This is a genomic window from Methanococcoides sp. DA23 (assembly GCF_057593895.1).
This window is the reverse complement of the sequence record NZ_CM172520.1, coordinates 162,842-187,902: the sequence shown is the minus strand read 5'-3', so window position 1 is coordinate 187,902 and position 25,061 is coordinate 162,842. Positions and strand designations below refer to the sequence as shown.

At 39.5% G+C, this 25,061-nt stretch carries 22 protein-coding genes and 1 pseudogene; 8 read left to right on the top strand and 15 right to left on the bottom strand.

Going from position 1 to position 25,061, the window contains the following annotated elements; genetic code table 11:
* The first annotated feature begins 74 nt into the window (after positions 1-74).
* The 7 genes from pyrH to flaJ all read left to right on the top strand — a co-directional run bounded on the left by pyrH (position 75) and on the right by flaJ (position 7,308).
* Positions 75-779, top strand: a complete 705-nt coding sequence (gene pyrH, locus AC20MK_RS00860) for a UMP kinase (protein ID WP_487356137.1) — start codon at positions 75-77, stop codon at positions 777-779.
* Positions 780-987: 208 nt separating this feature from the next.
* Entirely contained in the window at positions 988-2,283 is a 1,296-nt protein-coding gene (locus tag AC20MK_RS00855; protein ID WP_487356136.1) for a FlaD/FlaE family flagellar protein, read from the top strand.
* Positions 2,273-2,710, top strand: coding sequence for an archaellum stator protein ArlF (gene arlF / locus AC20MK_RS00850; protein ID WP_487356135.1), 438 nt, complete (start codon positions 2,273-2,275; stop codon positions 2,708-2,710). Before AC20MK_RS00855 ends, arlF begins: the two co-directional genes overlap by 11 nt.
* 49 nt (positions 2,711-2,759) lie before the next feature.
* Positions 2,760-3,263 (top strand): archaellum stator protein ArlG, encoded by a 504-nt coding sequence (gene arlG / locus AC20MK_RS00845; protein ID WP_487356134.1) that lies wholly within the window; start codon positions 2,760-2,762, stop codon positions 3,261-3,263.
* 11 nt (positions 3,264-3,274) lie between these two features.
* Positions 3,275-3,970 carry an archaellum protein ArlH gene (gene arlH, locus AC20MK_RS00840; RefSeq protein ID WP_487356133.1) on the top strand — a complete coding sequence of 232 codons (696 nt, stop codon included), beginning with the start codon at positions 3,275-3,277 and terminating at the stop codon, positions 3,968-3,970.
* A gap of 23 nt (positions 3,971-3,993) precedes the next feature.
* Entirely contained in the window at positions 3,994-5,643 is a 1,650-nt protein-coding gene (locus tag AC20MK_RS00835; protein ID WP_487356132.1) for a type II/IV secretion system ATPase subunit, read from the top strand.
* A 9-nt stretch (positions 5,644-5,652) separates the two neighbouring features.
* Complete coding sequence (gene flaJ, locus AC20MK_RS00830) at positions 5,653-7,308, top strand: archaellar assembly protein FlaJ (RefSeq protein ID WP_487356131.1); 1,656 nt, start codon at positions 5,653-5,655, stop codon at positions 7,306-7,308.
* A 56-nt stretch (positions 7,309-7,364) separates the two neighbouring features.
* Here the strand turns inward: flaJ and AC20MK_RS00825 are convergent, their stop codons facing one another.
* From AC20MK_RS00825 to AC20MK_RS00800, 6 genes are all read right to left on the bottom strand, one after another.
* Complete coding sequence (locus AC20MK_RS00825) at positions 7,365-8,360, bottom strand: isocitrate/isopropylmalate family dehydrogenase (RefSeq protein WP_487357033.1); 996 nt, start codon at positions 8,358-8,360, stop codon at positions 7,365-7,367.
* 16 nt (positions 8,361-8,376) lie between these two features.
* The gene (locus AC20MK_RS00820) at positions 8,377-9,237 is read right to left on the bottom strand and encodes a DUF7714 family protein (protein WP_487356130.1); all 861 of its coding nucleotides are present in this window, start codon (positions 9,235-9,237) and stop codon (positions 8,377-8,379) included.
* Positions 9,238-9,729: a LeuD/DmdB family oxidoreductase small subunit gene (locus AC20MK_RS00815; protein ID WP_487356129.1), complete on the bottom strand. Its 492-nt coding sequence runs from the start codon at positions 9,727-9,729 to the stop codon at positions 9,238-9,240.
* 132 nt (positions 9,730-9,861) lie between these two features.
* Positions 9,862-10,038: a hypothetical protein gene (locus tag AC20MK_RS00810; RefSeq protein ID WP_487356128.1), complete on the bottom strand. Its 177-nt coding sequence runs from the start codon at positions 10,036-10,038 to the stop codon at positions 9,862-9,864.
* Positions 10,038-12,506: an oligosaccharyl transferase, archaeosortase A system-associated gene (locus AC20MK_RS00805; RefSeq protein WP_487356127.1), complete on the bottom strand. Its 2,469-nt coding sequence runs from the start codon at positions 12,504-12,506 to the stop codon at positions 10,038-10,040. The genes AC20MK_RS00810 and AC20MK_RS00805 overlap by 1 nt, the downstream gene beginning before the upstream one ends.
* 128 nt (positions 12,507-12,634) lie before the next feature.
* On the bottom strand, positions 12,635-13,768 hold the full coding sequence (locus AC20MK_RS00800) for a glycosyltransferase (RefSeq protein ID WP_487356126.1): 1,134 nt from the start codon (positions 13,766-13,768) through the stop codon (positions 12,635-12,637).
* A 226-nt stretch (positions 13,769-13,994) separates the two neighbouring features.
* Between AC20MK_RS00800 and AC20MK_RS00795 the strand changes: the two genes are divergently transcribed.
* Positions 13,995-14,975, top strand: a complete 981-nt coding sequence (locus AC20MK_RS00795) for a glycosyltransferase family 2 protein (RefSeq protein ID WP_487356125.1) — start codon at positions 13,995-13,997, stop codon at positions 14,973-14,975.
* 9 nt (positions 14,976-14,984) lie between these two features.
* On the opposite strand, the pseudogene AC20MK_RS00790 reads toward AC20MK_RS00795, so the two are convergent.
* The 9 genes and pseudogenes from AC20MK_RS00790 to AC20MK_RS00750 form a co-directional block, all read right to left on the bottom strand.
* Positions 14,985-15,839 (bottom strand): annotated as a pseudogene (locus tag AC20MK_RS00790) (glycosyltransferase family 2 protein).
* A 25-nt stretch (positions 15,840-15,864) separates the two neighbouring features.
* Complete coding sequence (locus tag AC20MK_RS00785; protein ID WP_487356124.1) at positions 15,865-16,809, bottom strand: GDP-L-fucose synthase family protein; 945 nt, start codon at positions 16,807-16,809, stop codon at positions 15,865-15,867.
* A gap of 1 nt (position 16,810) precedes the next feature.
* Positions 16,811-17,995, bottom strand: a complete 1,185-nt coding sequence (locus AC20MK_RS00780; RefSeq protein WP_487356123.1) for a glycosyltransferase family 4 protein — start codon at positions 17,993-17,995, stop codon at positions 16,811-16,813.
* Positions 17,996-18,045: 50 nt separating this feature from the next.
* Positions 18,046-19,266: a DegT/DnrJ/EryC1/StrS family aminotransferase gene (locus AC20MK_RS00775; RefSeq protein WP_487356122.1), complete on the bottom strand. Its 1,221-nt coding sequence runs from the start codon at positions 19,264-19,266 to the stop codon at positions 18,046-18,048.
* Positions 19,267-19,281: 15 nt separating this feature from the next.
* Complete coding sequence (locus tag AC20MK_RS00770) at positions 19,282-20,211, bottom strand: GDP-mannose 4,6-dehydratase (RefSeq protein ID WP_487356121.1); 930 nt, start codon at positions 20,209-20,211, stop codon at positions 19,282-19,284.
* Positions 20,212-20,304: 93 nt separating this feature from the next.
* Positions 20,305-21,084: a glycosyltransferase family 15 protein gene (locus tag AC20MK_RS00765; protein WP_487356120.1), complete on the bottom strand. Its 780-nt coding sequence runs from the start codon at positions 21,082-21,084 to the stop codon at positions 20,305-20,307.
* A 199-nt stretch (positions 21,085-21,283) separates the two neighbouring features.
* The gene (locus AC20MK_RS00760) at positions 21,284-22,966 is read right to left on the bottom strand and encodes an FkbM family methyltransferase (protein WP_487356119.1); all 1,683 of its coding nucleotides are present in this window, start codon (positions 22,964-22,966) and stop codon (positions 21,284-21,286) included.
* A gap of 112 nt (positions 22,967-23,078) precedes the next feature.
* A complete protein-coding gene (locus tag AC20MK_RS00755; protein WP_487356118.1) occupies positions 23,079-24,125 on the bottom strand; it encodes a glycosyltransferase family 2 protein in 1,047 nt (348 codons plus the stop codon).
* Between the two features lie 45 nt (positions 24,126-24,170).
* Complete coding sequence (locus AC20MK_RS00750; protein ID WP_487356117.1) at positions 24,171-25,052, bottom strand: glycosyltransferase; 882 nt, start codon at positions 25,050-25,052, stop codon at positions 24,171-24,173.
* Positions 25,053-25,061: the final 9 nt, after the last annotated feature.

Here is a 25,061-nt window from a genome sequence, read left to right as displayed (position 1 = left end):
CCGAGCTGTGCTTCGATCTTCCACAGAGTGCCGATAGATTTAAACCATTGACAACATTATGATGAAAGATCATCATGCTAATCGTATTATCAGTAGGCGGGTCCATACTCGCAAAAGATCTTGACCCTAAGCATTTCTCCGCATATGCTTCAGCATTGAAAGAACTGGCACGTAAACATCAGATCGTGGTAGTGACCGGTGGCGGTGTTGCTGCAAGGAACTATATTGATGTTGCCCGAGGTGTCGGAGCCAATGAAGTAGTATGTGATTTCATTGGAATTGATATCACGCGCTTAAATGCACAACTTCTTATCGCTGCACTTGGGAACACCGCTTATCCGGAACCACCGACCACATATAAGGAAGCAGAATCTGCCCTTGCATCAGGAAAGATCGTTGTGATGGGAGGAGTCATACCCGGTCAGACCACTGATGCCGTATCAGCCATTCTTGCAGAGTACCTGAACGCAGATATGATGGTAATTGCAACATCTGTTGACGGAGTCTATTCAAGTGACCCCAGAGAAGACCCCGATGCCAAGAAATTTGATGTGATGACTGCAAAGGAACTTGTCGGCATTGTGATCTCAACAGAGATGAAAGCAGGCTCCAAGTCCCCGGTAGACCCTCTTGCCTCAAAGATCATCGAGCGCTGTAATATCGACACCATCATTATGGATGGAACCGATCCACAAGACGTTCTTGAGGTCGTACTCCAGGAAGCTGTCAAAACCGAAAAAGTAACAGGCGTTCGTCTGGGAACACGCATAATTGGGTAAAAGGAGACATCCGCTCTTTTTATCTTAAATATTATTTTATTTTAAATAGGTTATATCTTAAATATTTATTATAGGATCTGCAATATCAAAGTAGAGTTTATGTTTTGGTATTTTTTTGGAAATATATTTATATAATAGACTGATACAATGTATATTATATATATGTCTAATTAATATAAAATCATAATTAAAACAGTCCGTGAAAAAAATGGCGGGATTAAATAATACTCTGAAGAAGCTCACCAACGGAATTCTTCGAAAAAAAGGGAGCAGCGAAATCGAAGGGTCACCTTTTGGAGCACAAGCGTCTCCATTTGATGCATCTGGCTCCCCTTTTGCAGCAGACACTCCTAATTTTGGTGATGCAAATAATTTCCCCGGGGGAACACCATCGGGACCATCCTCAGCTCAGCCTTTCGGACCTCCGGGTATGAACGCGAACGAATCTGCATCACAAGCTCCGGTAGTTGATGACAAACGTGTGGATGAGAACGCGGACAAAATAAAGGCACTCGAGAACAAACTGTCAAAGATAGACGTGGCGATCTCATCAGTACAGAGAGAGAATCAGGACGTTAAGACGACTGTTGAGAAGATCGATCAGAGTGTGCTTGAACTATTATCATTGTACGAGATAGTTTCAAATCAGGTTAATCCATTCGTAGGCGATGAGCAGAACAGTACTGCAACCATCGAGCGATTTGACAAAACTGAAAAGAGGGTATCAGAGGTAGCCGATTTTACCCTGATGCTCAAAAACGAGATCGAAGCCCTTCACCAAAGTATGAAAATGCCTGGAGTTTCTGTTGAGACAGAAGCCAAGATGACCGACATCGAAACGAAGATGGATGTCTTTGCGGACGCGCTTATAGCATTACAGGAAAATATCAATGATATTTCAGGGAACCTCAAGGACTTTTCAGAAAGATCCCACCAGATGGAAACGAACATCATTGATATGGCACAGACCACAACTATATTTTCAGAAAGGATCGAAGAACTTGAGAAACTTGACCTTACGGAACTGGAAAATAAACTGGAACAAGCGTTTCTCGAAAGGACACAGCAATCCGCAAACTCCAATACATCTCAAAACTCAGGGTCTAATAACTGGAACAATGGAAATGAGGGAGACTCTGAAAGGATCCCCCTGGTCCGCCTGGAATCCATCAAAAAGAATCCCATGAGCGTGGTCATTCTGCTAAACTGGATAGAGTTCCTGATGGAGCGGGTCGGCAGAAATAACCTCATGGACGCCCTTGATTATTACGTTGATATCGAATGGATAAGTGAAGAGGTCCGATTCGAGATAATGGCCTATGCCAGAGGAATTGATTATTATGTGGAAAAACCCACATGGAGACTTTTACCGGAAGACCACACAAAATCACTTCTTTTCATCGAACGGCTTTGTGGACGTAAGATAGACAGGACCATGCTCAGCATGACCGACAGAGAAATGGCAAAGGTGAAACACGGATTGGAGGAACTTTATGGGATTTGAGACTACGGTCGTGATCTCAATATTCTTCATATCCGCCCTTGTTCTTGGAACACACTCCTATGCTGTGATGAGCACTTCAAATGATATTGTTACTGATGCTGAAGACGTGAAATATAATATGCAATATCAGAAGCTTAACAGCGCAATTGAGATAGATTCAATGATATTGGACAATACGAGCTCAACTTTGAATCTAACCATTACAAACAATGGAAATATTGTACTTGATTCTGATGAAATGAGCATCCTCTTAGACGGAAGAGTGATCAGCTACACATATACCCCTAACACTGAAAAATGGTATCCAGGTGAAACAAAGATATTTTCAGTAGAGGATGACTCTGGAGACACAGACAAAAGAGTGAAAGTTGTGACAAATATTGGTATAATTGCATATAGAACTGGTCATCCGGACATAGCCGCATAAGTTAAAGATAAGTAATCGGATTTTTTACTCCCATCCTTAAGGTGTATAAATGGCATTCACAAAAAAGTTACATATTTGCACTTTTGCTGATGACAGAAGAGCAGAGACTGCAATTACGCACATGATCTTTTTCATAACTGCGATACTGATAGCCATGACAGTTGTAGCGATAATGACATCCAATGTTCAATCCCTTACAAGTGCAACTGCATCAAACAGTAAGGTGTTGTCCGAACAGCTAAAAACGGATATTACGATCATAAGTGATCCTGAAATGATACCTTATAACACCACCACAAAGCAATACACATTCTATGCCAAGAACACTGGAAAGACCGAACTTGATACTGAATATATGGATATATTCGTCGATGGGCTATATGTATATCCCGATGAGCTCGATATTTCACTGTTCGACCAGGACGTGCTTTGGCGACCCGGGTATCTGCTGATGATCAATGTCACGGTCACTGACACATTAAGTGATGGAGACCATCGACTGCTTATAGCCGCAGAGAATGGTAAGTCAGATTCAATGGATTTCAGAATATAAGAGAGGGAAAAATGTCAACAGTTTATTCTTTTGAGATCCAGAGTGATGAATTAAACGACAAACTTGGAGGAGGATTCCCAAAAGGCTCCCTCGTAGTTATCGAAGGCGGCAGTGGTGGTGGAAAAAGTACCATATGCCAGCGTATAACATACGGCCTGATAGAAAAAGATACGAGTGTCACATTCGTCTCGACCCAACTGACAACAAAGGGATACATCAACCAGATGTATTCCCTTAATTACCCCATAGCATCACATCTTTTGAAAGGAAGACTGCTCTACATTCCGGTCATGCCATTAGTACAGTCTGCAAAATCGAGAATTGATTTCATTGAAAGGCTGATGGGTGCAAAAGAGCTTTTCGAAAAGGACGTGATCGTGATAGACACGATATCCTCACTAATAAAGTACAGCGCAAATACTGAAAAAAGCCTGGAACTCATCTCATTTTTCAAAAAGCTCAACGGGATGGGAAAGGTCATTATACTGACAATAGAACCAAGTGAACTTGGAGACGATCTCGCATCCATGTTCCGCTCTTCCTGTGATGTCTACATGACATTAAAATCGAAAGCATTGGGTGCTGAAGTAAAACGTAAGGTAGTTGTGAACAAGTTCACTGGTGCAAAAGGACCTGTTGGGCAGATGATAGGCTTCAGGATAGAACCAAAGGTCGGGCTTGTAGTGGAAATTGCATCTGTAGGCTGAGGCCATGAATAGAGGTGTTTTAAGTGGAACCTGAGTATCAGAAAGCATTACAAAGAAACCCACATCTTGGGGTATATATCAAAGGCTTTGTAAACAGAACAGGGCATCAACCGGAATTTGTTGCTGGCCTCTCAAAGGAACTGCAGGACGAAGAATATGTCAACGTAATTTTTCCCGTTGGAGACCCGGTCTTTATTCATATTTATGGAACTCCGGAAATGGGAGAGATAGGATACTATTCAATTGAACCCTTACTTAACGATCTTGAAAAAAAGAAGTATGATGCAATAATGGACCTGATCCTTGAAAGATCGGCAAACGAACCGATCCCGGATAACGAGGAAGAACTTAAAGACCTTATTGTCAAACTTTTGAATAGCGCGATCAATGTTGGTGCAGGTGGGCAGATCGGTGAAGAAAAAGTGAACATCATCGAGAAGATACTGCCAAAAACGAAAACCATACCTGTAACACAACAGGAGCTCAACAATCTCCAGTATCACATCGAAAGGAACATTATCGGATCCGGCCCAATTGAACCGATAATCAGAGATCCATATCTTGAAGATATTCATAGCATTGGAACAGTCGGTGTTTTTATCGTACATAAGATATTTGGAATGATGAAGACAGACCTTTCCTTCGGAGATGAGGCAGGACTTGACCAATGGCTCAGGAGTATGAGTGAAAGGATAGGAAGACCGGTCAGTGATGCAAAACCAATTGCGGATGGTGCACTGCCGGATGGTTCCCGTATCAACATCATCTACAGTCTTGATGTCAGTAAGCGTGGTAGTAGTTTTACCATGCGTAAGTTCAGTGAAGTTCCTGTAAGTATCATAGAACTTATCATGTGGGGAGCACTCAGTTCTGAAATGGCCGCTTACATGTGGATGTGTCTTGAGAATGGAATGAGCATATTCTTTAGTGGTGAAACTGCTAGTGGAAAGACCACCATGCTTAATGCTTGCCTTCCTTTCGTGAACCCTACTGCCAAGATATTCACAGCAGAAGATACAGCAGAGGTTCAGCCCCCCCATCCGGTATGGCAGCAGTTGATAACACGTGAGGATGGACCACCCGAATCGAGGGTTGACACTTTCGCCCTTCTAAAAGCGGCTCTAAGGTCCAGACCGAACTATATCATCGTTGGTGAAATTCGTGGTGCAGAAGGAGCAGTAGCTTTCCAGGGTATGCAGACAGGTCACCCGGTATTGGCTACTTTCCACGCATCTGCAGTAACAAAGATGATACAGCGTCTAACAGGTGACCCCATAAACGTTCCAGTTACCTTCATCGATAACCTCAATGTCGCGATGATATTGTCCGCTGTATATCGTAAAGGAAAGTTCCTCAGGCGTTGTCTCGCAGTTGAAGAGATCGAAGGATACTACGAAGACGCCGGCGGCGTTGTTACAAGAGCTGTATTCCAGTGGGACCCGGAAACCGATTCCCATACCTTTAGAGGCTTGAACAACAGTTACATTCTTGAGAACAAGATAGCCACACAGCTTGGATATGAAGATAAAAGGGATATTTACAAGGACCTGATGTTAAGGGCAAGGATACTGGACGAAATGAATGAGAGAGGCATCAAGGATTATTATGATGTTCTCGAAATAATTGTGAACTTTTATAAGCATGGTGTTGACGGATTGCCATTTGCAGTATGAGGAATATAAATGGACTTTCTAAAGGCATTCAATGCAATGGAAATGAACCCGAAGGACTATGCAAGGAAAATTGCAGCTCCAGTAGTAGCTTTTGGGTTCATATTCTCAATTGTAATTTATGTGTTGTTGCCTGACCTTTTCACAGGGAACACAGCGTTGATCCCGGCATTTCTCCCTGTGATCTGTATAATTTTTGTGTTCTATTATCCATTCTCCGTACTTGGAGGAAAGGCCGCCCAAATAGACAACAATATACACTATTACATTACACATATGGGCGTCATCTCAACTGCAGAAACACCGAGACTTGATATAATCAAGATCGTTTCCAAGAATGAGAGTTATGGATTCCTTGCAAAGGAAAGTGAGAAGATATACGACCTGGTCACGGTATGGAACATGAGCTTGGCTGATGCATGCCGTTTTGGTTCGAAGAGAACACCATCTGTCCTTTATGAGGACTTCCTTGACAGATTTGCCCATGGGCTTCAGTCAGGAGAAGATATACAATCATTCCTTAAAGCCGAACAGAACGTGGTAATGAATGAATACGAATCAATGTATAACAGTGCCCTCTACGCTGTAGAAGTTATCAAAGAACTGTTCATATCCCTTATCATGGCGCTGATATTCCTTGCGTCCTTTGCAATAATCATGCCGGTCATAACCGGAATGGATGTAATGATGCTAATGGCAATAGTTGTTGTTGTTTTCATTGGTACTGATATGGTGATGATAGCATTCACAAGATCAAAGGTACCAAAGGACCCTATCTGGCAACAGACAAAGATATTGACAAAATCAAAGATCAAACTTTACCAGTCGATCCCGATATCAATTGCAGGATGTATCGTTGCAGCCATTGCAGTCGTCTTATATGGAAAGCTCGACCTGCCCATTGCTGTTGCCGTGGTACTAACACCTCTTTTCTATATCGGCCATGTTGCATCAGATATAGAGAAGAATATCAAAAGAAAAGATGAGAACTATCCTTCCCTTATACGTTCCCTCGGAAGTTCCGCAGGTGCAAGAGGGGGACTTATAGATGAAGCACTCAAAGCCCTGCGAATACATGATTTTGGTCCCCTTACCAAAGATGTGAACTCGCTTTACAAAAGATTGAATACCCGCGTGGATAAAAAAAAATCATGGAACTTCTTTGCAGCCAATACAGGAAGCAATCTTATCCAGCGTTTCAGTGGCATGTTCGTTGAAGCCACTAACCTCGGGGGACAACCGGAGATCATCGGGGATATGATAGCCACCAACTTCCACCGTATTGTGAATCTCAGGAAAAGGAGATACCAATCCGCATCAAGTCTTGTGGGAGTGCTTTACGGACTTACAGGTGGCATAGGATTCACACTTTACATTTCTATTGGAGTGGTCGATCTGATGCAGGACATGTTCTCAACGATGTCCATGCCTGATAATATGGGGATGGGGATGGTCATAAACCCGGACATCGGTAACATAGAGGTGCTCTCTGCAATGATATTGCTCATTATGGTATCACATTCGCTAATGTCGGCCCTCCTCCTGCGCTTCGTTGATGGTGGACACATCCTAAGGGCAACAAAGGACTTCGTGATAATGGTCTGGGTATCAGCACTCAGTGCGGTCATCACAATATCAGGAGTTGGAGCCTTGTTAGGAACTGGCTGAGAGGATCTTTCAAAAAATGCGAACCCCTTGGAAATAAGGGGTTACAATTCTATTTTTCAGAGATTGTTCCGAATGTGATCAGCCATCAATTTACCTACATCGGAAGTACTGGAGTTGCCACCAAGGTCAGGAGTGGTAATGTTCTCCTTTATGCTGAATTCCACTGCACTCTCTACCAGAGCCGCTTCCCTTTCATAGCCCATCCATTCAAGCATCATCTTCATACTGAGGATAGCCGCAATCGGATTAGCGATACCCTGTCCTGCGATATCCGGAGCACTGCCATGTACAGGTTCGAAAAAAGCATATTTATCACCGATGTTCGCACTTGGCACAAGCCCAAGGCTACCAACAAGAGCTGCCGACATGTCACTGAGTATATCACCAAAAAGATTTGTGGTCACCACCACATCATACCTTTCCGGATATGACATCAGACTATATGCCATGGCATCCACAAGCATATCACTGTACTCCACTCCCTCAGAAGCAGCGACCTCCCGGCAAACACCAAGGAAAAGGGTATCGGATTTCAAAACGTTGGATTTGTGCACGATGGTTATCTCATTCTTTCTCTCTTTTGCAAGTTTACAGGCACTTCTTGCAATGCGCTCGGACCCTTTCCGGGACACTACACGCTTTGTATATGCCACATCATCGTGTATCTCTTCGATGGAGGAATACATCCCTTCGGTGTTCTCCCTCACGATCACAAGATCAAAATCATTCTTGCCTGTCACACCAGTCAGCCCGGGAAGCGGTTTTATCGGGCGGATGTTAGCATACATATCAAGTTCTTTACGAATGGTAAGAAGAACACTTTTGTAGTTCGGGTCAGGAGGAGTGGTGATCGCACCGAATAGTACACAATCACAGCTTTTCAGTATTTCAAGATCATTCTCATCAATGGCAACGCCACATTTTTCCCATTTACCATATCCAAGTTCAAGCGGGACCTTCTCAATGGGAAGGTCAAGCGCATCAAGAACCTCTACTGCCGCAGGAATCACCTCTTTCCCGATACCATCGCCTTCGACTATCGCAACTCTCATTTTTCCAACCATAAGATCATGCCCTTTTCTTTGCAATATCAAGTGCGAGGTCCCTGACAGCCTCTGAAACGAAATACTCCGAAGCACCCCAGTGGACCACTACCCCTTCCACATCATTGATTGTGACCCTGCCTGACTTCTCAGAACGGCAGCATCGGGTTATGAAAGGTTTTGTCGGTTTGAAAATGTCGGACTTGAAAGGACAGATGTTCACCATTGAATAACTTATATCAGGAAAACGCGTCTCAAAAAGTTGTTTCGATATCTCACAGCCAACAAGCAATGCACCATCCTCCATGACAGTATCGCAGTCAAGGAACTTGCCCTTCAGACCGGAACACGAACATGGGAACACAGTGTTCTCACCCTCGAACTGTGAAAGGTCAATGACATTCTCGGTAAAACGAACTCCGAGGTCCCCGAAAATGCCACTCGTTTCGAGCCGTCTTACAACATGGGAAAGCCACGAAGGGACCGGAGGTACGACATCGACTATCTCGATCTCCACGATCTCAGATAATGACGGGGAGTGGACAAAGGTCACGTGATTATCAACACCTGTGAAGATCACAGTGTTCACATCACCTTTGCACAGTTCCACCGCTGTGTCTATAAGAAGGGTCCTGTCCTTTATGTTCAGTTGAGGTCCATATTTTATGACCTGTCCCTTCGAAGCGATAAGCTCAATGCTCTCAATTTCACGCAGAAGTTCAGTTCCTTTCTTGTTCACATGATAAACGGAATATTCGATCTCGGACTCACTTATTTGATCTTCAACGATCATATAGTCCGAAAGGAAATAGATAATATCCTCGTGCACTTCATCAGGAGATATACCGGTCACACCGACACACTTGTACTCATCAGGAAATATCATTTATTGGTCCTTTTTCTGCAACGCTTTCCTGTGCTCAACAAGGCCGCCATCTGTCAGGATCTCAAGAAGGAAATCAGGAAGCTTGTTGCCCTTGAAGACTTTACCGTTAACGGTCACCAATCCCTCGTGCAGATCGACCTCAACAGTATCACCTTCATTGCACTCAATATCGGCCTCCATGAGAGGAAGACCTACATTGATAGCATTACGGAAGAAGATGCGACCAAAGAACTTAGCGATAACGCAGGAAACACCCGCATATTTTAAAGCAAGCGCTGCCTGTTCCCTTGAAGAACCACATCCAAAATTGCTTCCTCCAACGACCACATCGCCTTTATGGACCTTCTTCGAAAAATCAGGATCGATGCCCTCCATCGCATGGTCAGCGAAAACCTGCATATCAGTTGTCCTGAGATACTTACCAGGGATAATGACATCAGTATCGACATCATCGCCGAATACCCAAGCTTTTCCTTTGATCTTACTTTCCAATGTTGTCACCTGAGAGTAGGTTTTACACAATGATATTAGTAAGTAGCGGAAAAAAAGAAAAAGAATGGAAATGTAATCAGATGTTGGTCACATATCGGGAATGGTCTTCAGATATTCCCTTACCTTAGGACCTTAGTCCTCATTACAGATCGCAAAATCAATTACCGCCTGCACATAACCGAACTTGTCACCGGTATCGTAGCGCTTCCCTGCAAATTTGTACGCATAGACCTTCTTTGTCAGATCATGATGGTTGGCCCAGCAAAGCACTAAAAATGCATTGCTGGAAGATGCACAAAACCTGTGCATCAGACCTCTATCACATTTCCATCAAGTACATCCCTTTCACTGACATCTACTTCTTCCACGACACCACCAGAGGTGATCTTGTAAGGTCCAACAGGCATGGTGACGAACTGGGTCTCCCCTTCAATTGGTCCCTGTGTGGAATATGGCACTGTAAAGGAGTAAGTTCCATCCGAGACAGTTGACTGGGAGTATTCGAAGGTCCTGCCAATGTTGGTCAGTATGGTCGTTGAGATCACAACTTCCTCACCTTCCGGTGCTTCACCAACGATCTGTGCACCCTCAACATACTCGAAGATCTTCACATATCCGGAATCTTCCAAAGCGAGATCTCCTTCAAAGAGCGCATTGTAAACGTTCTTGTAACCGATCTCTGCAGAGTTACCAACAGGAGATTCATAGACCATACGATATTGTTCAAGACCCCTCGCGTCAAAGATATGGAGACGTGATTCCATGGAATTGAAATACCTTGGTCCCGGTACTGTCTGTGTGCCCATATCTGTCTGTACAGGAATGTAATAATCGTTGGTATCAAGGGTCCATGCAGCCATTGCATAGAACTTACCGGTTGCCATTTCCACATCAGAGACGATGTATCGTGCGCCTGCTTTATCAGGGTCAGGGTGTATTGCCTCAAGAACTGCGGTAGCCTCTTCTTCGGACTGTGCTGTGAAGAATGTGGATGCACCCGGCATGTTCTCTTCCTCCATGCTGTTCCTGCGTCCTCCAACTCCCTGCTGGAACGGATTAGCATTCGGGATACGGTGTCCGATCACTTCTATCCAGTGGCCATAGTCCCACCATGACATCACACCGTATGCAGTATCAGGATACTGGTAGCTCTCGCCTTTTGCAGGCACTTCATAGCTCTCGTAATAATCCAATCCAGGGTCAGGAGTGTTAGAGTTCAGCCACATTGTAGTTTCGATCCAGTAACCATTGGGACCACCTGTATACTGGGACTGTTGCATTGACATGTTGTAACTTGGATACATGAAGACCAGTATGATGACCAGAACTGAGAGTACGTGCCAGATCTTGATGTTCTTGATGTCGAATTTATTCTTTGATCTGAGATCCTCAAACAGGCCTTTCCAGCCTGCAAGTTCCAGAACCTTGATACCGACATATGCAGACAAGATTGCAGCATTTACTGAATAATAATATGCAAAACGGTTCTGCTGGAGCATGGCCCATATGATCATGAATGTCCAGACCAACAGGAATGTTCTTTCGGGAGTGTTGTTGTTCTTGAAGGCTCCATAACCGAGGAAGACTATTGCTAAGAGCGATATGTATCCAAGGGTTGTGAAGTTGCCCCAGAAAGGAGCGAAGGAGAACTGCCCGCCCATGGATAGTAGGGGAGAGGCTTCGGCTATGGTGAGGCCACCACCTGTACGCATGAAGTAGCTGAAAACACTTGTAATCAGTGCATAAACTGATGGTGACACCAACTTTGCAATTGTGACCCCAACGATAGATAAAACTGCTATCGTAGCAGGATAATAATATGTTTTAAGATTTCGTTTCTTCATTTCGATGGAAATAAATGTGAGAGCAGGAAATGCAACAATTCCAGCAAGCAGTCCTTTCATAGTAAGTGATTTAGTTTCAATGAAAGGAGTCATTGAGACCATGATCAAAGCAATAGCAAAACTGATAATTCCAATGATCGCAAGATAATCGGTTGAACGCCCTTGCATATGATCAGTTACGTGCTGTATCGTAATATAAACTCCAAGAACAAAACTGAAAAATATTGCACCGATCCATGCAGTAGAATAAGCTCCAAGAGATATACCCATAAGTATAATGTAGGGGAATACTTGTTTTAATGCAGCATAATCCCCATTTTTGAGACTTTCAAATGTGATCTCATTTTTCATTGCCTTCTTTAGTGCAATGATCAGGAACATGGCCACAATTGTGGTGAGAAGTGCTTCTGCAATATGGTGATCATTGAATCCTATTATTGATCTTGATAAGAACTGACCGGGTGAAATTGCAATTAGTAAAGCTGCAAGCAGTCCTGTTTTTCGATCAAATATCCATTTTGCAGCAAAGTAAATTGGAATTACTACCAGAGCGCCTAGTAGAGCTGGATAGTATGCACATATGGTTTGTATTTGTTCCGGGCTTGGGTTACCTAATGTGATCACCCATATAAATGTTGCAAGGACCATATCAAAAAGAGGTGCAAAAATCTGATGTGTTCCTCTTGGATATTGGGTATATGCATCGAACCAGAGCATATGGGGATAATTATGCAACATAGATTCGACATTCCTGAGATGATACCAGGGATCATTGCCACCAAATCGAATAAATCCATTTGACAGGAATACACTTGATTCTGCCCTCACCCTGATATAAAATGCCATTAATATGGCCAGTATAACCATCAGGGAGTATGGCAAACTGTTTTTCAATTTTTTATCTACTGATTTTCCTGAAGTTTCTGAACCCATGCTTAAACACCTGCAGAAAGATAAATGGAGACATAATAATTTATTTAATTCCAGAATGTTTTGTTAGTAAATATTATTCAAGGGAACAAGATGTAATGCACGTGATATAAAATAATCTGAAGTTATATTTACTTATTTATTTTTATACGAACATCAGCTATTTGTTCCCATTTGTGTTCACTTCCATATATTATTAATTTCAGTGCGGCAGTAAATAATGCAAATTGGAGCTGTATAAATGAATAAAACGTTATGATAATACTTCTTATTCGAGAATCTTGCTGTGTTTTCGCAGGGTCGCTCAAGAATTTTCCGATACTGGAATAGACGGATATTGCATATGTCACAACAATAATAAGATAGACAAGCATAGTGAAAATCGTATCTACAAAATTTGCATACAAAGAGAGAAGCGAAATAATAATAGATACTACTAATGAAAATGGAAGTATCAAATGAACTGCGAATTCTGCAGGAAATATCTTTGTTCCAAATTCACCATATTTCTTGTTGAATACGATGCCACGATGCCTCCAAAAGGATTGGACCAAACCCTGCGCACGCCTTTCTTTTTGTTTCATACGTGATTTGTTTGAAAGTGGTATATTCTCATAGAAGATCGCTTTCTGGACATACAATGTTCTGTACCCTTTTTTTATCACCTGAATTGCCATTTCCGTATCATCTGCAACTGAATTTTGCGAAGGGGCTTCCAATACTTCCTTTTTGAAAGCCATGAAGGGGCCATTGAATATCATAGTCGATTGCATATTACTTTCAGCCAAGCGGATCATGTCGAAAAAATCACGGTATGACTGTTCGCCTTTATGAGAGGTAGTATCGTTTGGATCAACAAGTACCTGTTTTCCAGTCACAGCACCAACATTATTATCTGAAAGATATGGCATTGCATTCACTAACACATTCTTGTCCAATAAAGCATCAGCGTCCGTGATAACTATGACATCGCCACTAACGGCTTTGAATGCCTCTGCAAGTGCTGCAGATTTCCCCTGCCTTTCAGTTTGTCTTATTGTCCTTATTTGATCAAAACCTTCTGCGATCTTTACAGTATCATCTGTTGATGCTGAATCGATTAGGATGATCTCGAGTTTTTCAGAAGGATAGTTTAATTGAAGGGTGTTCTTTATTTTATCTTCAATTACGACAGCCTCATTGTATGTTGGAATAATCAATGACACATAAGGCCTGAATGAGAGTTCAGATCTAATGCTAGGCCCTGTGTTTACATATTTAGTCAATTCCTTACAATATCGTAGAAAATATATACTGATCATTGAAGTTATTGTTAGCACTAGTAAGAGTGTAAATTGTATGATATCCATAAGTACATCTCAACCGATTTAGATATTGTATCCTAATATAAACATCATCTACGTCACTTTTATATTTAATTAATGCATTGGTTGCGAAAAAAAGGTTAAAGTGCCATCAACTAGGTTTCTTAACAAAATTCGTGAGATAGATATGAGCAATGTTATTAAAAATTATGATGATAAAAAACTGATTTCGTGCATCGTTCCTATTTTAAATGAAGCGGAAAATATATCTGATTTTATCCATAGTTTGTATCAGCAAGACTATAGACCTATTGAATTAATACTTGTTGATGGTGGCAGTAATGATGGTACTATTGAAATTGCTAATTCTTCCATTGATGATTTAACTGATAAATTCTTTCAAATGAAATTATTATATGAGAAGAATTTTGGAACTATTTCAAGCCCCGCAAACGCACGAAATATAGGTCTTGATGTTGCATCTGGAGAATTTGTTTTTTTCATTGACAGTGATACTTGTTTCATTAACGAAAATACAATTAGTTCTGCAATCTCAGAAATAAACAATAAAGATTTTATTATAATCTATTTTAAGCCATTAATTGATACTAAATTGGAAAAGTACATTTCAAAAACTATGAATGCAGATGGCATTGTTATTTATAGAAAAGATTTAATTGAAAATATACGTTTCATTCCGACATTGGGTTTTGGTGAAGATCAAGAGTTTAATTATCGTTTGTTTGGAACTTTTAGTTTGTCTTCTCAAAATCCAAATGAAATCTTTATTGGTAGACATTATCCACATACAAAAAAGGAATTAAGAAAACAAAATGAGTGGTATGGAAGAACCATTTTAAGATATCTTAATGTACTGTACCCTATTAACAAAAATGAATTTTTGAAACAACTTGCATTTGTTATTTACAATTTATCTTTAGCTATATATCCGCTTTTTGTTATATTGAGTTTAATTATCTCATTAAAACTGACAGTTATTATTTTTATGCTTATTTTAATACAAATTTCGATGAGGTTTTTTAGATATGGATTTAGCACTCTTGATGAATACATATTCCTAATTTGGTATTCATTTTATAGTGGGATCTTTTTCACAAAAGGCTTAATCTCAAACGTTTACGCCAAAAATATCATTGGCAGGACATAAGTACTTGTTTCACATGATGCGGTCCTTCAAGAAACAACCCCAAGAATTCGATTTATTTATCTCGTTTAATCTCGTGATTGCATATCTTAAATTACCAGGCTTTAGTTGTCTTGCATACAACTTTAAGTTATCAAAAAATAGGCTTCTTTGATCAATATTAAATTTGTCAATATATTTTTGTGAAATTGAAAGCGTCTCATCGGTTTGTACAGATCTTGTAGTTTCATTGCATGTTATTGCATCTGGATGTTGTCTAAATTGAGTGAAACTTGTTTCAATCAGCTTCATTTTGCATTCAGAACCCACCCTAATGAAGTAATCATAATCTGATGCATAGTTATAACTTATATCAAAATAACCAACCTTATCCATCACTCTTCTTCGTAAAAAGGATGCTGGCTGGAGTATTGTTAAACAGTATCCCCGCAAAACAAGATATTCAAAATCGAATTTGGGCAGATATAACGTATGCAAAAATTCCCCATGTTCATCAATCATGTCAGGATATCCATACACTACATCCAGTTCTGAATCGTTGGTGAATTCCCTGACTGCCAAATCAACTATCCCAGGATAATAAAGGTCGTCGGTATTCAAACATGCCCATATGTCGCCGGTTGCGGCTTTTAACCCCTTGTTGATAGCATCATACATGTTCTTATCTTTGCCCTGGATCAATTGTATGTTGGCATTATGCTATTCTTTGAATGATTCTACCAACTCCACCGTCCTGTCCGTACTGTTGCCATCTATAATGATATGTTCTATCGAAAAGTCACCTTTCTGTTGCAAATGTACACTTCTCAGATTGTTCTCAATATACCTTTCTGAATTCCGAGAGGGGGTTATTATAGATATTTTCATGAATTACACCGTCTAAGGAAAGAAATTAAATGGATTGTTGTATTTCGCAATATTCGTGGTAGACTTTTGTAATCCCATCTCTCAACGAAATATGTGGCTCCCATCCCAAGCTATTTATCTTTGAAACATCAAGCAATTTCTGAGGGGTGCCATCTGGTTTAGAGGTGTCATAAACAATACTACCTCCATACCCAGTGATGCATTTGATCATATCTGCAAGTTCCCTTATTGTAAGATCTTTTCCAGCGCCTATATTAACAAATTCCCCAATGTCAGATGCATCGTATTTCTCCATTAGATGAATACAAGCATTAGCTAGATCATCCACATGCAAGAATTCACGCTTTGGAGTCCCTGTGCCCCACACAACCACTTCTGGCTGATCATTTATTTTCGCTTCATGGAATTTGTGGATGAGTGCTGGCATAACATGAGAATTTTCTAGATCGTAGTTGTCGTTGGGGCCATACAGGTTGGTTGGCATAACCGAAAAAAAGTTTGACCCGTACTGTTGATGGTAATGTTTGCACATCCTTATACCTGTAATCTTTGCAACTGCATATGCTTCATTTGTAACCTCAAGTTCACCGGTTAGCAAATACTCTTCTTTCAAAGGTTGGAGTGCAAATTTGGGGTATATGCAGGATGAACCCAAAAATAGCAGCTTTTTCACATTGTGTTGGAAAGCTGCATGAATTACATTGGCTTCGATCATCAGATTCTCATAGATGAACTCTGCGGGATATGTGCTGTTGGCAAGTATGCCGCCTACTTTTGCAGCGCATAAGAATACATATTCGGGTGTTTCCTCTTCAAAGAAATCATTGACACTATTCTGATTTATAAGATCAAGTTCAGAGTGAGTATGCGTAATGAGATTGTTGTAACCTTTGGATACCAGTTTTCTTTTTATAGCTGAACCAACCATTCCACGATGACCTGCGATGTAGATCTTAGATTGTTTATCCATATCATATCCCCTTTAAACTTTCATTAAAGACATCCATCATGTTCTCTGCATAATGATCCCATGTGATATTCTCTTCAACAAATTTCCTTCCATTCAGATGTAATTTGTGCCACAGTTCATCATCTGAATATAACCGTATTAAACTCTCTGCGATCTTTTGAGGGTCCTTCGGAGGAACCAGTATCGAATTGTACCCATCGGATAGAACTTCATGTGCCCCTGCCCCGGTTGAACAGATAACAGGTGTCCCGCATGCCATGGCTTCGAAAACAGCCAGGCCCCAAGTTTGCGGATAGTTAGGGAAGACAAATACATCTGACATAGAGTACAAATCAATGAGCATTCTTTCCGAAACAAAACCATGAAACGTTACATTATCCTCCAACCCATACTCCCTTACATTATCATATATTTTTGAAGCATACTCAGGGTCCCTTTTATCACTGCCAACATGATGGAATTCAAAACGATTACCTTTATCTTGAATAATTTTCAATGCAGTTATCAGATCTTCAAACCTTCTCCATGGAAAAAATATACCATTTGAAAATATCACAAGGTTTTTATTTTTTCCCCTGCTTTTAAATTCATAACTACCTATGTCAAGTCCACTCCTCACAACGATTGCCTCACGCCCATATGTGTTTTTTACTTTGTCCTTATTCCAATTATCTAAAACAACGATTTTATCAATTTTATTGATGTAACGTGTTACGAACCACCTTTTAAGGTGCATTCCAAGAAGATGTGAGCTGCTTTTTTTGAATCTGTTGCTTCTATCATCCAGTGGCAGATCATTCATCATCCAGACTACCGGCTTATTGTATTTCCTCTTAAAATGTGGGACCACAAAATAGGTAAGGTAATCATGAACATTCAACAGGTCCAGATTATCCTCAAATAAATTAAGAAGATCTGTGATCTTTTTATGAAACCCTATGGTAGCAGAATATAGTTTCCCTAGTAAACCACTTGAGCTTGAGTTACCTGATTCATTGTCTGTTTTAATCAGATACGTTACATTCAAATTATCTAATAATTCAGGGAAACATGTTCTGTCATTATAGTAAACGGAGTACAAAAAGATCTCATGACCCTTGTTCTGTAAATTTCTTGCAAGCTCAATTGCCTGCCTTTGTGTCCCTCCACTGATATTCAGATCCCAGACAACAATTCCAATTTTCATGTAGAATCCCCGTAATACGTTCAACTGCACATAGAGTTAAAGCTTAGTGTTTATTTATCAATTAATATCGATTCAAATGCTTCTATCACATAATCCAAGTCTTTTCTTTCTAAATACTGATGACAACCTATGTAAAATGCATTTTGTCCCACATAATTTGCAACCGGCAAAATTCCCTCGTATTCAGACCTTAAGTGCTTAAACACCGGCTGTTGGGTTGGAAGACAACCAAAAAGGGGTCTGTTTTCTACGCCCCTTGATTCCAGTTCATTTCGTATCCACTTTCTATCGAACTTGCAGTTTTCCTTCAGCATAATCGGGTATGCTAAGTAACTTACGTTTTCATCAAAGACGGGGAGGTATAATACATCTTCGAACTTTTTCATTTTTTCATTCAAATAGCTGACATTGTTTAGCCTTTGCTGGAATATCTTATCTGCCTGATTCACCTGCGAAACTGCTAGAGCTGCTGGGAACTCTGTTGTCTTAAAATTATATGAAACATATTCAAATGTGAAGCGTGGATCATAATCCCCCATATCCGCATATTTTGCGGCTCCAGGACATATGCCCCTGTTTCTAGTACATATCTCACAACTGCATAATCTACCATTGGATTTCAATTGTTTCATCAACTTATACAGTTGAGGGTCATTCGTTGTTACACAACCCATTTCTCCGGCCTGGATATTATGTGCGATATAAAATGAAAAACTTGACAACAGACCTAGAGAACCTGCCTTTTTACCTCGGTATATGGAACCATGCGCCTGTGCAGAATCCTCAAACACGAAGAGTGAATGCTTTTCTGCGATTCTGTTGATCTCATCCATATCATTTAGGTAGCCCATCAGATGAACTGGCAAGATGCCTGCAAACTCATCTGGAGATTCGGAAATGGTTCTTTCAAGCTGTTCTGTATTTAGCTTGAATGTCCTTTTATCGATGTCCACAAAAACAGGTTCGAAGCCGGCAAGGATTATCGAATTTACTGTGGAGACATAGGTAACAGGGCTTGTGATGACCTTTGCTCCTTTTTTAGCTTTGGGGAAGCGTGTGTCGTACAACAATGAAAGTAATCCAATAATCAGAGCAGATGTTCCTGAACTTACAGCCAAACAGTATCTTGTACCAACATATTCAGCAAAGAGATGTTCAAACTCTTTTACCTTTTTCCATTCAGAGATTCTTCCACCATTTAAAACATCGTATATTGCCTTCTTTTCTTCATCGTCGATATTAAAATCTCCAACCGGGATTCGTACGCTCATATTCTGCTCCTCGATTTAAGTCCAAAAATCCAATACGTCCTTTACGGTATCTTCTATAGAAAATTGTTGCTTCCAGCCTGTGTCCCTCTTCAATTTATCATTGCTTCCCACGAAGTCCGGAACATCCAATGGCCTGAGTTTATCTTTATCCACCAGTACCTTAATATCATTTCTGGACTGCACGATCATTGATTCCAGTATGCTGTTAATTGCAACCGACCGACCACTACATACATTGTATATTTCTCCAATACGTCCTTTTTCCATGATTGCAGCGTATGCTGATACAACGTCCCTGATATCTGTAAAATCTCTTTTAGCATTGAGATTTCCAACTTTGACATTATTCTGCTTACCTCTTTGAATATCAACTATCTGTTTGGCAAAATCTGGAAATACAAAACCCAATGGCTGGTATGGACCAGAATAATGGAACGTTCTCGTAAAGAGAATGTTTAAGCCGTATGTTTTATGGTATAACAATCCAACTTCTTCCTGCATCTTTTTGCTCAGACCATATGGGCTAACTGGATTTAAAGAATAGGTTTCCTTAATCGGCATCATATCCTGTGGCACCTTCCCATATTCTTCAGCTGAACCTGTAATTAATATTTTACAATCCAATTCAAGGTTTCTAACTGATTCCAGTAGATTAACGGTTCCCATCACATTTGTTTGAAAAATGGGTCCCGGGTCATTGAATGAGTTGTGAACGGTAACCTGTGCTCCAAAATGAAAAACGCATTCGGGCTTGCACTTCTCAAGGACACATTCAATTGACCTGATATCGTTAACATCACATTTTAATAATTCTGCATCTGCAAAATCATCTTCAGGTACTTTAGTATGATAGGTCCCATATATTTCATACAGCTGATCTTTTGCAAGTTGATTGTACAGATGGAAACCTGCCAATCCTGTTATTCCAATTATTAATACTTTCATTTCAAGTACCCAATTGAGTATAATATTGTTATGAATATGTGTTATTAAATGATTTACGATTATCTCAATAGATATTACATTTAGACTTATTGATCAGCGATGGAAACATTTTATGAGCCTTCTGTACAACTTTGAACGCCTTTTTAGAACAGTTGATGTTTTCCAGACTGGTGAGAGGGTTTTCATGAAATTCTTTTTAAGCCGCCCTGACATAGCAACATTCAATGAATAATTATTAATAAATTCTTGATGCTGATATGAAATATCACTGAATTTGTGGACCTTGCTCTTTGGCACAAACATTGAAATTCCAAGTAGATGTATGGGGGCATCCCCCCATCGATGTTTGTATATCCCGCCATTTCGATCCAGGTAATCGAAATAGTTCATATAATTATTAGAACGCCAGAAATTCAAGTTTGAAATCTCAAAGTTCGTGTAATAATAACTCATATCCCACTCCCCATTTACCATATAATCCTGCAAGAATTCAGGTTGGATGTCATTATGATTAATATATTCCATTGTTGTTTCCCACAGACCCTTTACAACATCAGGATGCTCTTTGAGTACATGGATATATCCATAGACATAGCTATTTATTTCCATGAACTCAAATACATCATATTCAATTTTATCTAACAAAAATGAATCAGTATCCAGTCTCCAATAATACGTGTAATCCTCAAAAGCTGGATGCTGGTATACGAGACCACTCATAAAACGGCACATATGACGATACCCTATTGGGAATTCGAAGCCGTCTGCATAGACATATTCTGGGACATCCTTCACATCCAAAAATTCAGGCACTTCGAACCGTATTTTTTCAAATTGTATACTTGATTTCGTGGACCTGCGTACATCATCCATCAACGTATCAGTAAAGTCCTCATGGAAAACAATTACAGGGTAACTGAATTTATCATTAAAATTCTCATCTAAAAGAGATAAGCTGTGCTTTAGCTCATTGATGTCCTTTGGTTTAGACCTGGATAAATAAAAAATCACAGCTCTGACAGGATTTATATGACCTTGAGATGTTTTTTCATTGACTATGATCCCACCCTCCTCAATATTTGTATCTTGCTATGAAATTTTCATTGATTCTCAGAATTGTTTTAAAATTATTGGGTGTTAACAAAGTTCCATCGATCGTTTCTAAATTGTAACCACGTTCACTGAACCATACAAAAATATCTTTGGCACCATACGGATACACATGCAAATTTAATGGCTGTATCTCTAAAAGAATCATTGGTTTACAGGTAGATAAAAACTCAGTGCCCCCTTGTAATATCCATAGCTCAGCACCTTCCGTATCCATCTTGATGACATCAACTGAGGGTTTCCCTGTTTTCACCCACCAGCTATCTAGGGTATCAACAGCCACCTCTATTGATTGTTGCACCCCCATTCCCCTACGAGTGTCTATTAGGCCATTGCCCATAGACCAATCAACATCCGGTGTTTCCTGACAAACAAAGGATGCAGTTCCGGCTTCGTTGCTTAATGCTTCTTTGAAAAGGGTGACCTTATCTTCTAGACCATTTATTTCGATTGTCCTTTTAAGCAAAGAACTCTGGAAAGGACCTGGTTCGAAGGCATATATTTTCACATTTTCTATTTCTGAAACCACATTCAGTGTCATAAATCCAAGATGGGATCCTATATCCAAGAATGTCGGATGGCTGGACTTTTTGAGATCAGATATTATTATTCCTGTTATATCTTCATCATATGTCCAGTCTTTATTCTTCATTAAATTTGCACGAACTCCATCTTTATTGTAAAAGAAATTAAATCCTTTATAATCAAAAATATCTATTTCAGGCGTACTGGTAACTGATTCTTTTTTTCGAATCCGATTACACTTTTCTGAAAGATTTGATAAAAACTTGATTAATTTCATTTTCTTGATTGCAAGTTTTGTACGATAATGGATATCTAATGAAAAATTGCTCATACATCCACAATGCCAGTATGGGATGTCATTAAAGAAGTGTACTTTTTCCTTTGGAAGGAATATGGAGGCTGCAAGCAATGGAATAAAGAGTTCACAATTGTAAGACCCTTTAATTGAGCATTTAGAATCAATGAAGTTATAATAACTTTTAAAATCTGGATTTCTCCAAAAATCGAGCTTTAAGATGTCAAATCCAGAAGCACATATATGAGAACTGTTTTCGAGATCCCCCAGGAGTTCATAATAGAAAGAGGGGGTGATGTTCTTCTCTTTTACATATTTTTCAGTTATTTCACATTGTTCACAGGTTGAACCATATTTAGTTTTAAACGTATCGATTGTTGAATAGAGATATCCATGAGTATGCATCAAAACAAAAGGGTCATAGTCAATCTTTCCAATTAAGAAGGAATCAGGATGCAAACTCATTACGTACTCATAATCATTAAGTACAGGATGCATGTAGACTCGTGTGCTTAATATATAAGAGCAGTTACAACAAATATCAGTAAAACCTTTTTCGTGGTAAGATTTTTCTTTTTCATTGGATTTGTGTTGCATCACTTCAATCTTCTCAAAAAGAATAGTTAATGAATGGGATTTGTTAATTCTCTCAATATCCTTATCATCAAGTCCGTTATGCAAAACAATAATAGGATATTTTTTTATAGAAATAAGATTCGTTTCAAGAAACTCCAAGCTGAGTTCAAGGTCTTTTATCTCTTTGTTATGTGAGACTGAATATATGATGGCAGCTTTTGGTGCATCACTATTATTGTGTTTATTCATAGTACCTACACTGTTTTTATATTATAACGAATTATATTTTGCATATTTATGAAACCTGGACCATACATTTGATATTCTTTCAGGTTAACACTTTTTTAACTTACTTTTCGTTTCAATTATTTATATTTATCTCTTTAATGAAAATCCTTAACATTTTAAATCGTGATATAATCGTCTTATAAGAGAGTTCATTTCTGGAGTGTGCATAATAAATACTTAGGTAGATTAAATATGGCAATTTTACGATTAAAGGCGGTAGAAAAATCGTGCTTGCCAAAGCTAAACTCTTAAGGTTCAAATTATCAGGTAATTTTTTAAGCAAAGGCCATTTGACATTATCACCATTAAGATAAGGACGTACTTTTGTCCTATGTGACAATAACATTAACAATGCTTCTTTGTATGTGTGGTCTATCAGGATTTTACCATTGACACCATATTCCCTTTGCAAGTAACGGATCACATCATCACAACCCTCAAAGAACTCAAGGATATCCATTCTGACAAAGTATCTTTCCTGATATTCTATAACCGGTAAATTCAGGAATGTAAGGCGAGAGCTCGGATTTAACATACTGACAAACAGTGGTATGTTTATGATGATGTTGTCTTTGAACTCTTTTTCGATCGCATCAAGATTTTGCTTGTTCAACCGAAGAACCGAACTTGAAAAATATCCAAAAGGAACTGTTGACAAGGAAGTTATATAAGTGGAAAAATCAATGTCTTCCTTTTTAGGATTCTCTTCATTACTCTCAATAAGTGCTCCATAAATTGTGAAATAGTTAATAGGTAGTATAATGCAGTCTATATTACTATCATTATAGGAAGGAAGACGTCTAATAAGGCTATTGAAGCCTTCACACAATATAACATCGTCATCCGAAATTATCCAGATAAACTCGCCAGTAGCATTTTTGATACATTCCAGAAGATTCCCACCAAAACCAAGGTTCCCATGGTTCTTGTGATAATTTACATTATCACCTAATATCGATTGATTCATCCGGGAATTTGCATCATCAGAATTATCGCAGACCAGCACTTCAATCCGATCAGGATATCTTGAGAGAGCGGGCAACAAAAAAGACTCATACAGATTCTGGAGCTTGTCCGGTCGGTTATATGTAGGAATGCAGATGCTCAATAGTTTTTTCATAACAACACCAAAATATTTTAACCATCATATTTAAGGAATGAAGGTTCAATCAAACAATTCATTGACATCCATTTCTTTTGCTAACAATCGTTCCCGAATTGAGTCATGCATTGCTGAGACATCATCTTTTTGAAGATTATTTTCAATATCCCATAGGCGTAAATATAAGCTCATGAAAAGGTGAAACCTGTAATAAGCATGCATAAACCCCAGATGCCCCTGCCTATAGGTACCATGGTAAAAGTAGTCTATCAGGATACTTTTAAGACTTATTGAGAGCATTTTTATGAAAGAGTATTTATCCCCTCTATTGTAAAGTAACATTGCATTTACGTCATTGTAAGTTCCATGTTTCACCTCGGTCCAGGAAGAATCATAGTCTCTGAACTGGTAAAACATTAAATTTACATCCTTTGATCCTCTCAGAATCCTTTTTTTGTTGCAGACAACCTTGCCTTCCTGATGTATGATATTATCGGTATAGTTTATGCTATCTCTTTTTGAAAAACGAGGAGATTCAAGGCCCTTTATACTTTTCTTTGCATTTCCCCACACATATAGGTGTTTTCCAGCAGTTATGCTGACCCTTGCAGTGTAGATCACATCATGTGTCTTTTCATTGGCTACTTTCGAATAGAGGGATAAAAGTTCATCTGGAAAGTATTCCCCGCACAGTGCTCTTAGCATGTATTCGGTATCGATGTTATTCCAGACTTCGTTCATGACCTTTGGTCTTTCAACGAACCCCTCATTATCGATTCTTATATATTTAACCCCATATTTTTTGCAGACTTCGAGAGTGTCATCAGTACTGTAATTATCAATTACAAGTATTTTGAACTTATCAATCAAATTCTCAATGGCATAGCCTATTCTCTTCTCTTCATTGTAAGCAAAGATACAAACGGTTAGATTATCACTTAACATCGCATACTC

Excerpts from the sequence above, each read along its gene's own strand:
- pyrH (WP_487356137.1), top strand. The coding sequence starts at position 75 with ATGCTAATCGTATTATCAGTAGGCGGGTCCATACTCGCAAAAGATCTT.
- AC20MK_RS00855 (WP_487356136.1), top strand. The coding sequence starts at position 988 with ATGGCGGGATTAAATAATACTCTGAAGAAGCTCACCAACGGAATTCTT.
- arlF (WP_487356135.1), top strand. The coding sequence starts at position 2,273 with ATGGGATTTGAGACTACGGTCGTGATCTCAATATTCTTCATATCCGCC.
- arlG (WP_487356134.1), top strand. The coding sequence starts at position 2,760 with ATGGCATTCACAAAAAAGTTACATATTTGCACTTTTGCTGATGACAGA.
- arlH (WP_487356133.1), top strand. The coding sequence starts at position 3,275 with ATGTCAACAGTTTATTCTTTTGAGATCCAGAGTGATGAATTAAACGAC.
- flaJ (WP_487356131.1), top strand. The coding sequence starts at position 5,653 with ATGGACTTTCTAAAGGCATTCAATGCAATGGAAATGAACCCGAAGGAC.
- AC20MK_RS00825 (WP_487357033.1), bottom strand. The coding sequence starts at position 8,360 with ATGAGAGTTGCGATAGTCGAAGGCGATGGTATCGGGAAAGAGGTGATT.
- AC20MK_RS00820 (WP_487356130.1), bottom strand. The coding sequence starts at position 9,237 with ATGATATTTCCTGATGAGTACAAGTGTGTCGGTGTGACCGGTATATCT.
- AC20MK_RS00810 (WP_487356128.1), bottom strand. The coding sequence starts at position 10,038 with ATGCACAGGTTTTGTGCATCTTCCAGCAATGCATTTTTAGTGCTTTGC.
- AC20MK_RS00805 (WP_487356127.1), bottom strand. The coding sequence starts at position 12,506 with ATGGGTTCAGAAACTTCAGGAAAATCAGTAGATAAAAAATTGAAAAAC.
- AC20MK_RS00795 (WP_487356125.1), top strand. The coding sequence starts at position 13,995 with ATGAGCAATGTTATTAAAAATTATGATGATAAAAAACTGATTTCGTGC.
- AC20MK_RS00785 (WP_487356124.1), bottom strand. The coding sequence starts at position 16,809 with ATGGATAAACAATCTAAGATCTACATCGCAGGTCATCGTGGAATGGTT.
- AC20MK_RS00780 (WP_487356123.1), bottom strand. The coding sequence starts at position 17,995 with ATGAAAATTGGAATTGTTGTCTGGGATCTGAATATCAGTGGAGGGACA.
- AC20MK_RS00775 (WP_487356122.1), bottom strand. The coding sequence starts at position 19,266 with ATGAGCGTACGAATCCCGGTTGGAGATTTTAATATCGACGATGAAGAA.
- AC20MK_RS00770 (WP_487356121.1), bottom strand. The coding sequence starts at position 20,211 with ATGAAAGTATTAATAATTGGAATAACAGGATTGGCAGGTTTCCATCTG.
- AC20MK_RS00765 (WP_487356120.1), bottom strand. The coding sequence starts at position 21,084 with ATGGATGATGTACGCAGGTCCACGAAATCAAGTATACAATTTGAAAAA.
- AC20MK_RS00760 (WP_487356119.1), bottom strand. The coding sequence starts at position 22,966 with ATGAATAAACACAATAATAGTGATGCACCAAAAGCTGCCATCATATAT.
- AC20MK_RS00755 (WP_487356118.1), bottom strand. The coding sequence starts at position 24,125 with ATGAAAAAACTATTGAGCATCTGCATTCCTACATATAACCGACCGGAC.
- AC20MK_RS00750 (WP_487356117.1), bottom strand. The coding sequence starts at position 25,052 with ATGTTAAGTGATAATCTAACCGTTTGTATCTTTGCTTACAATGAAGAG.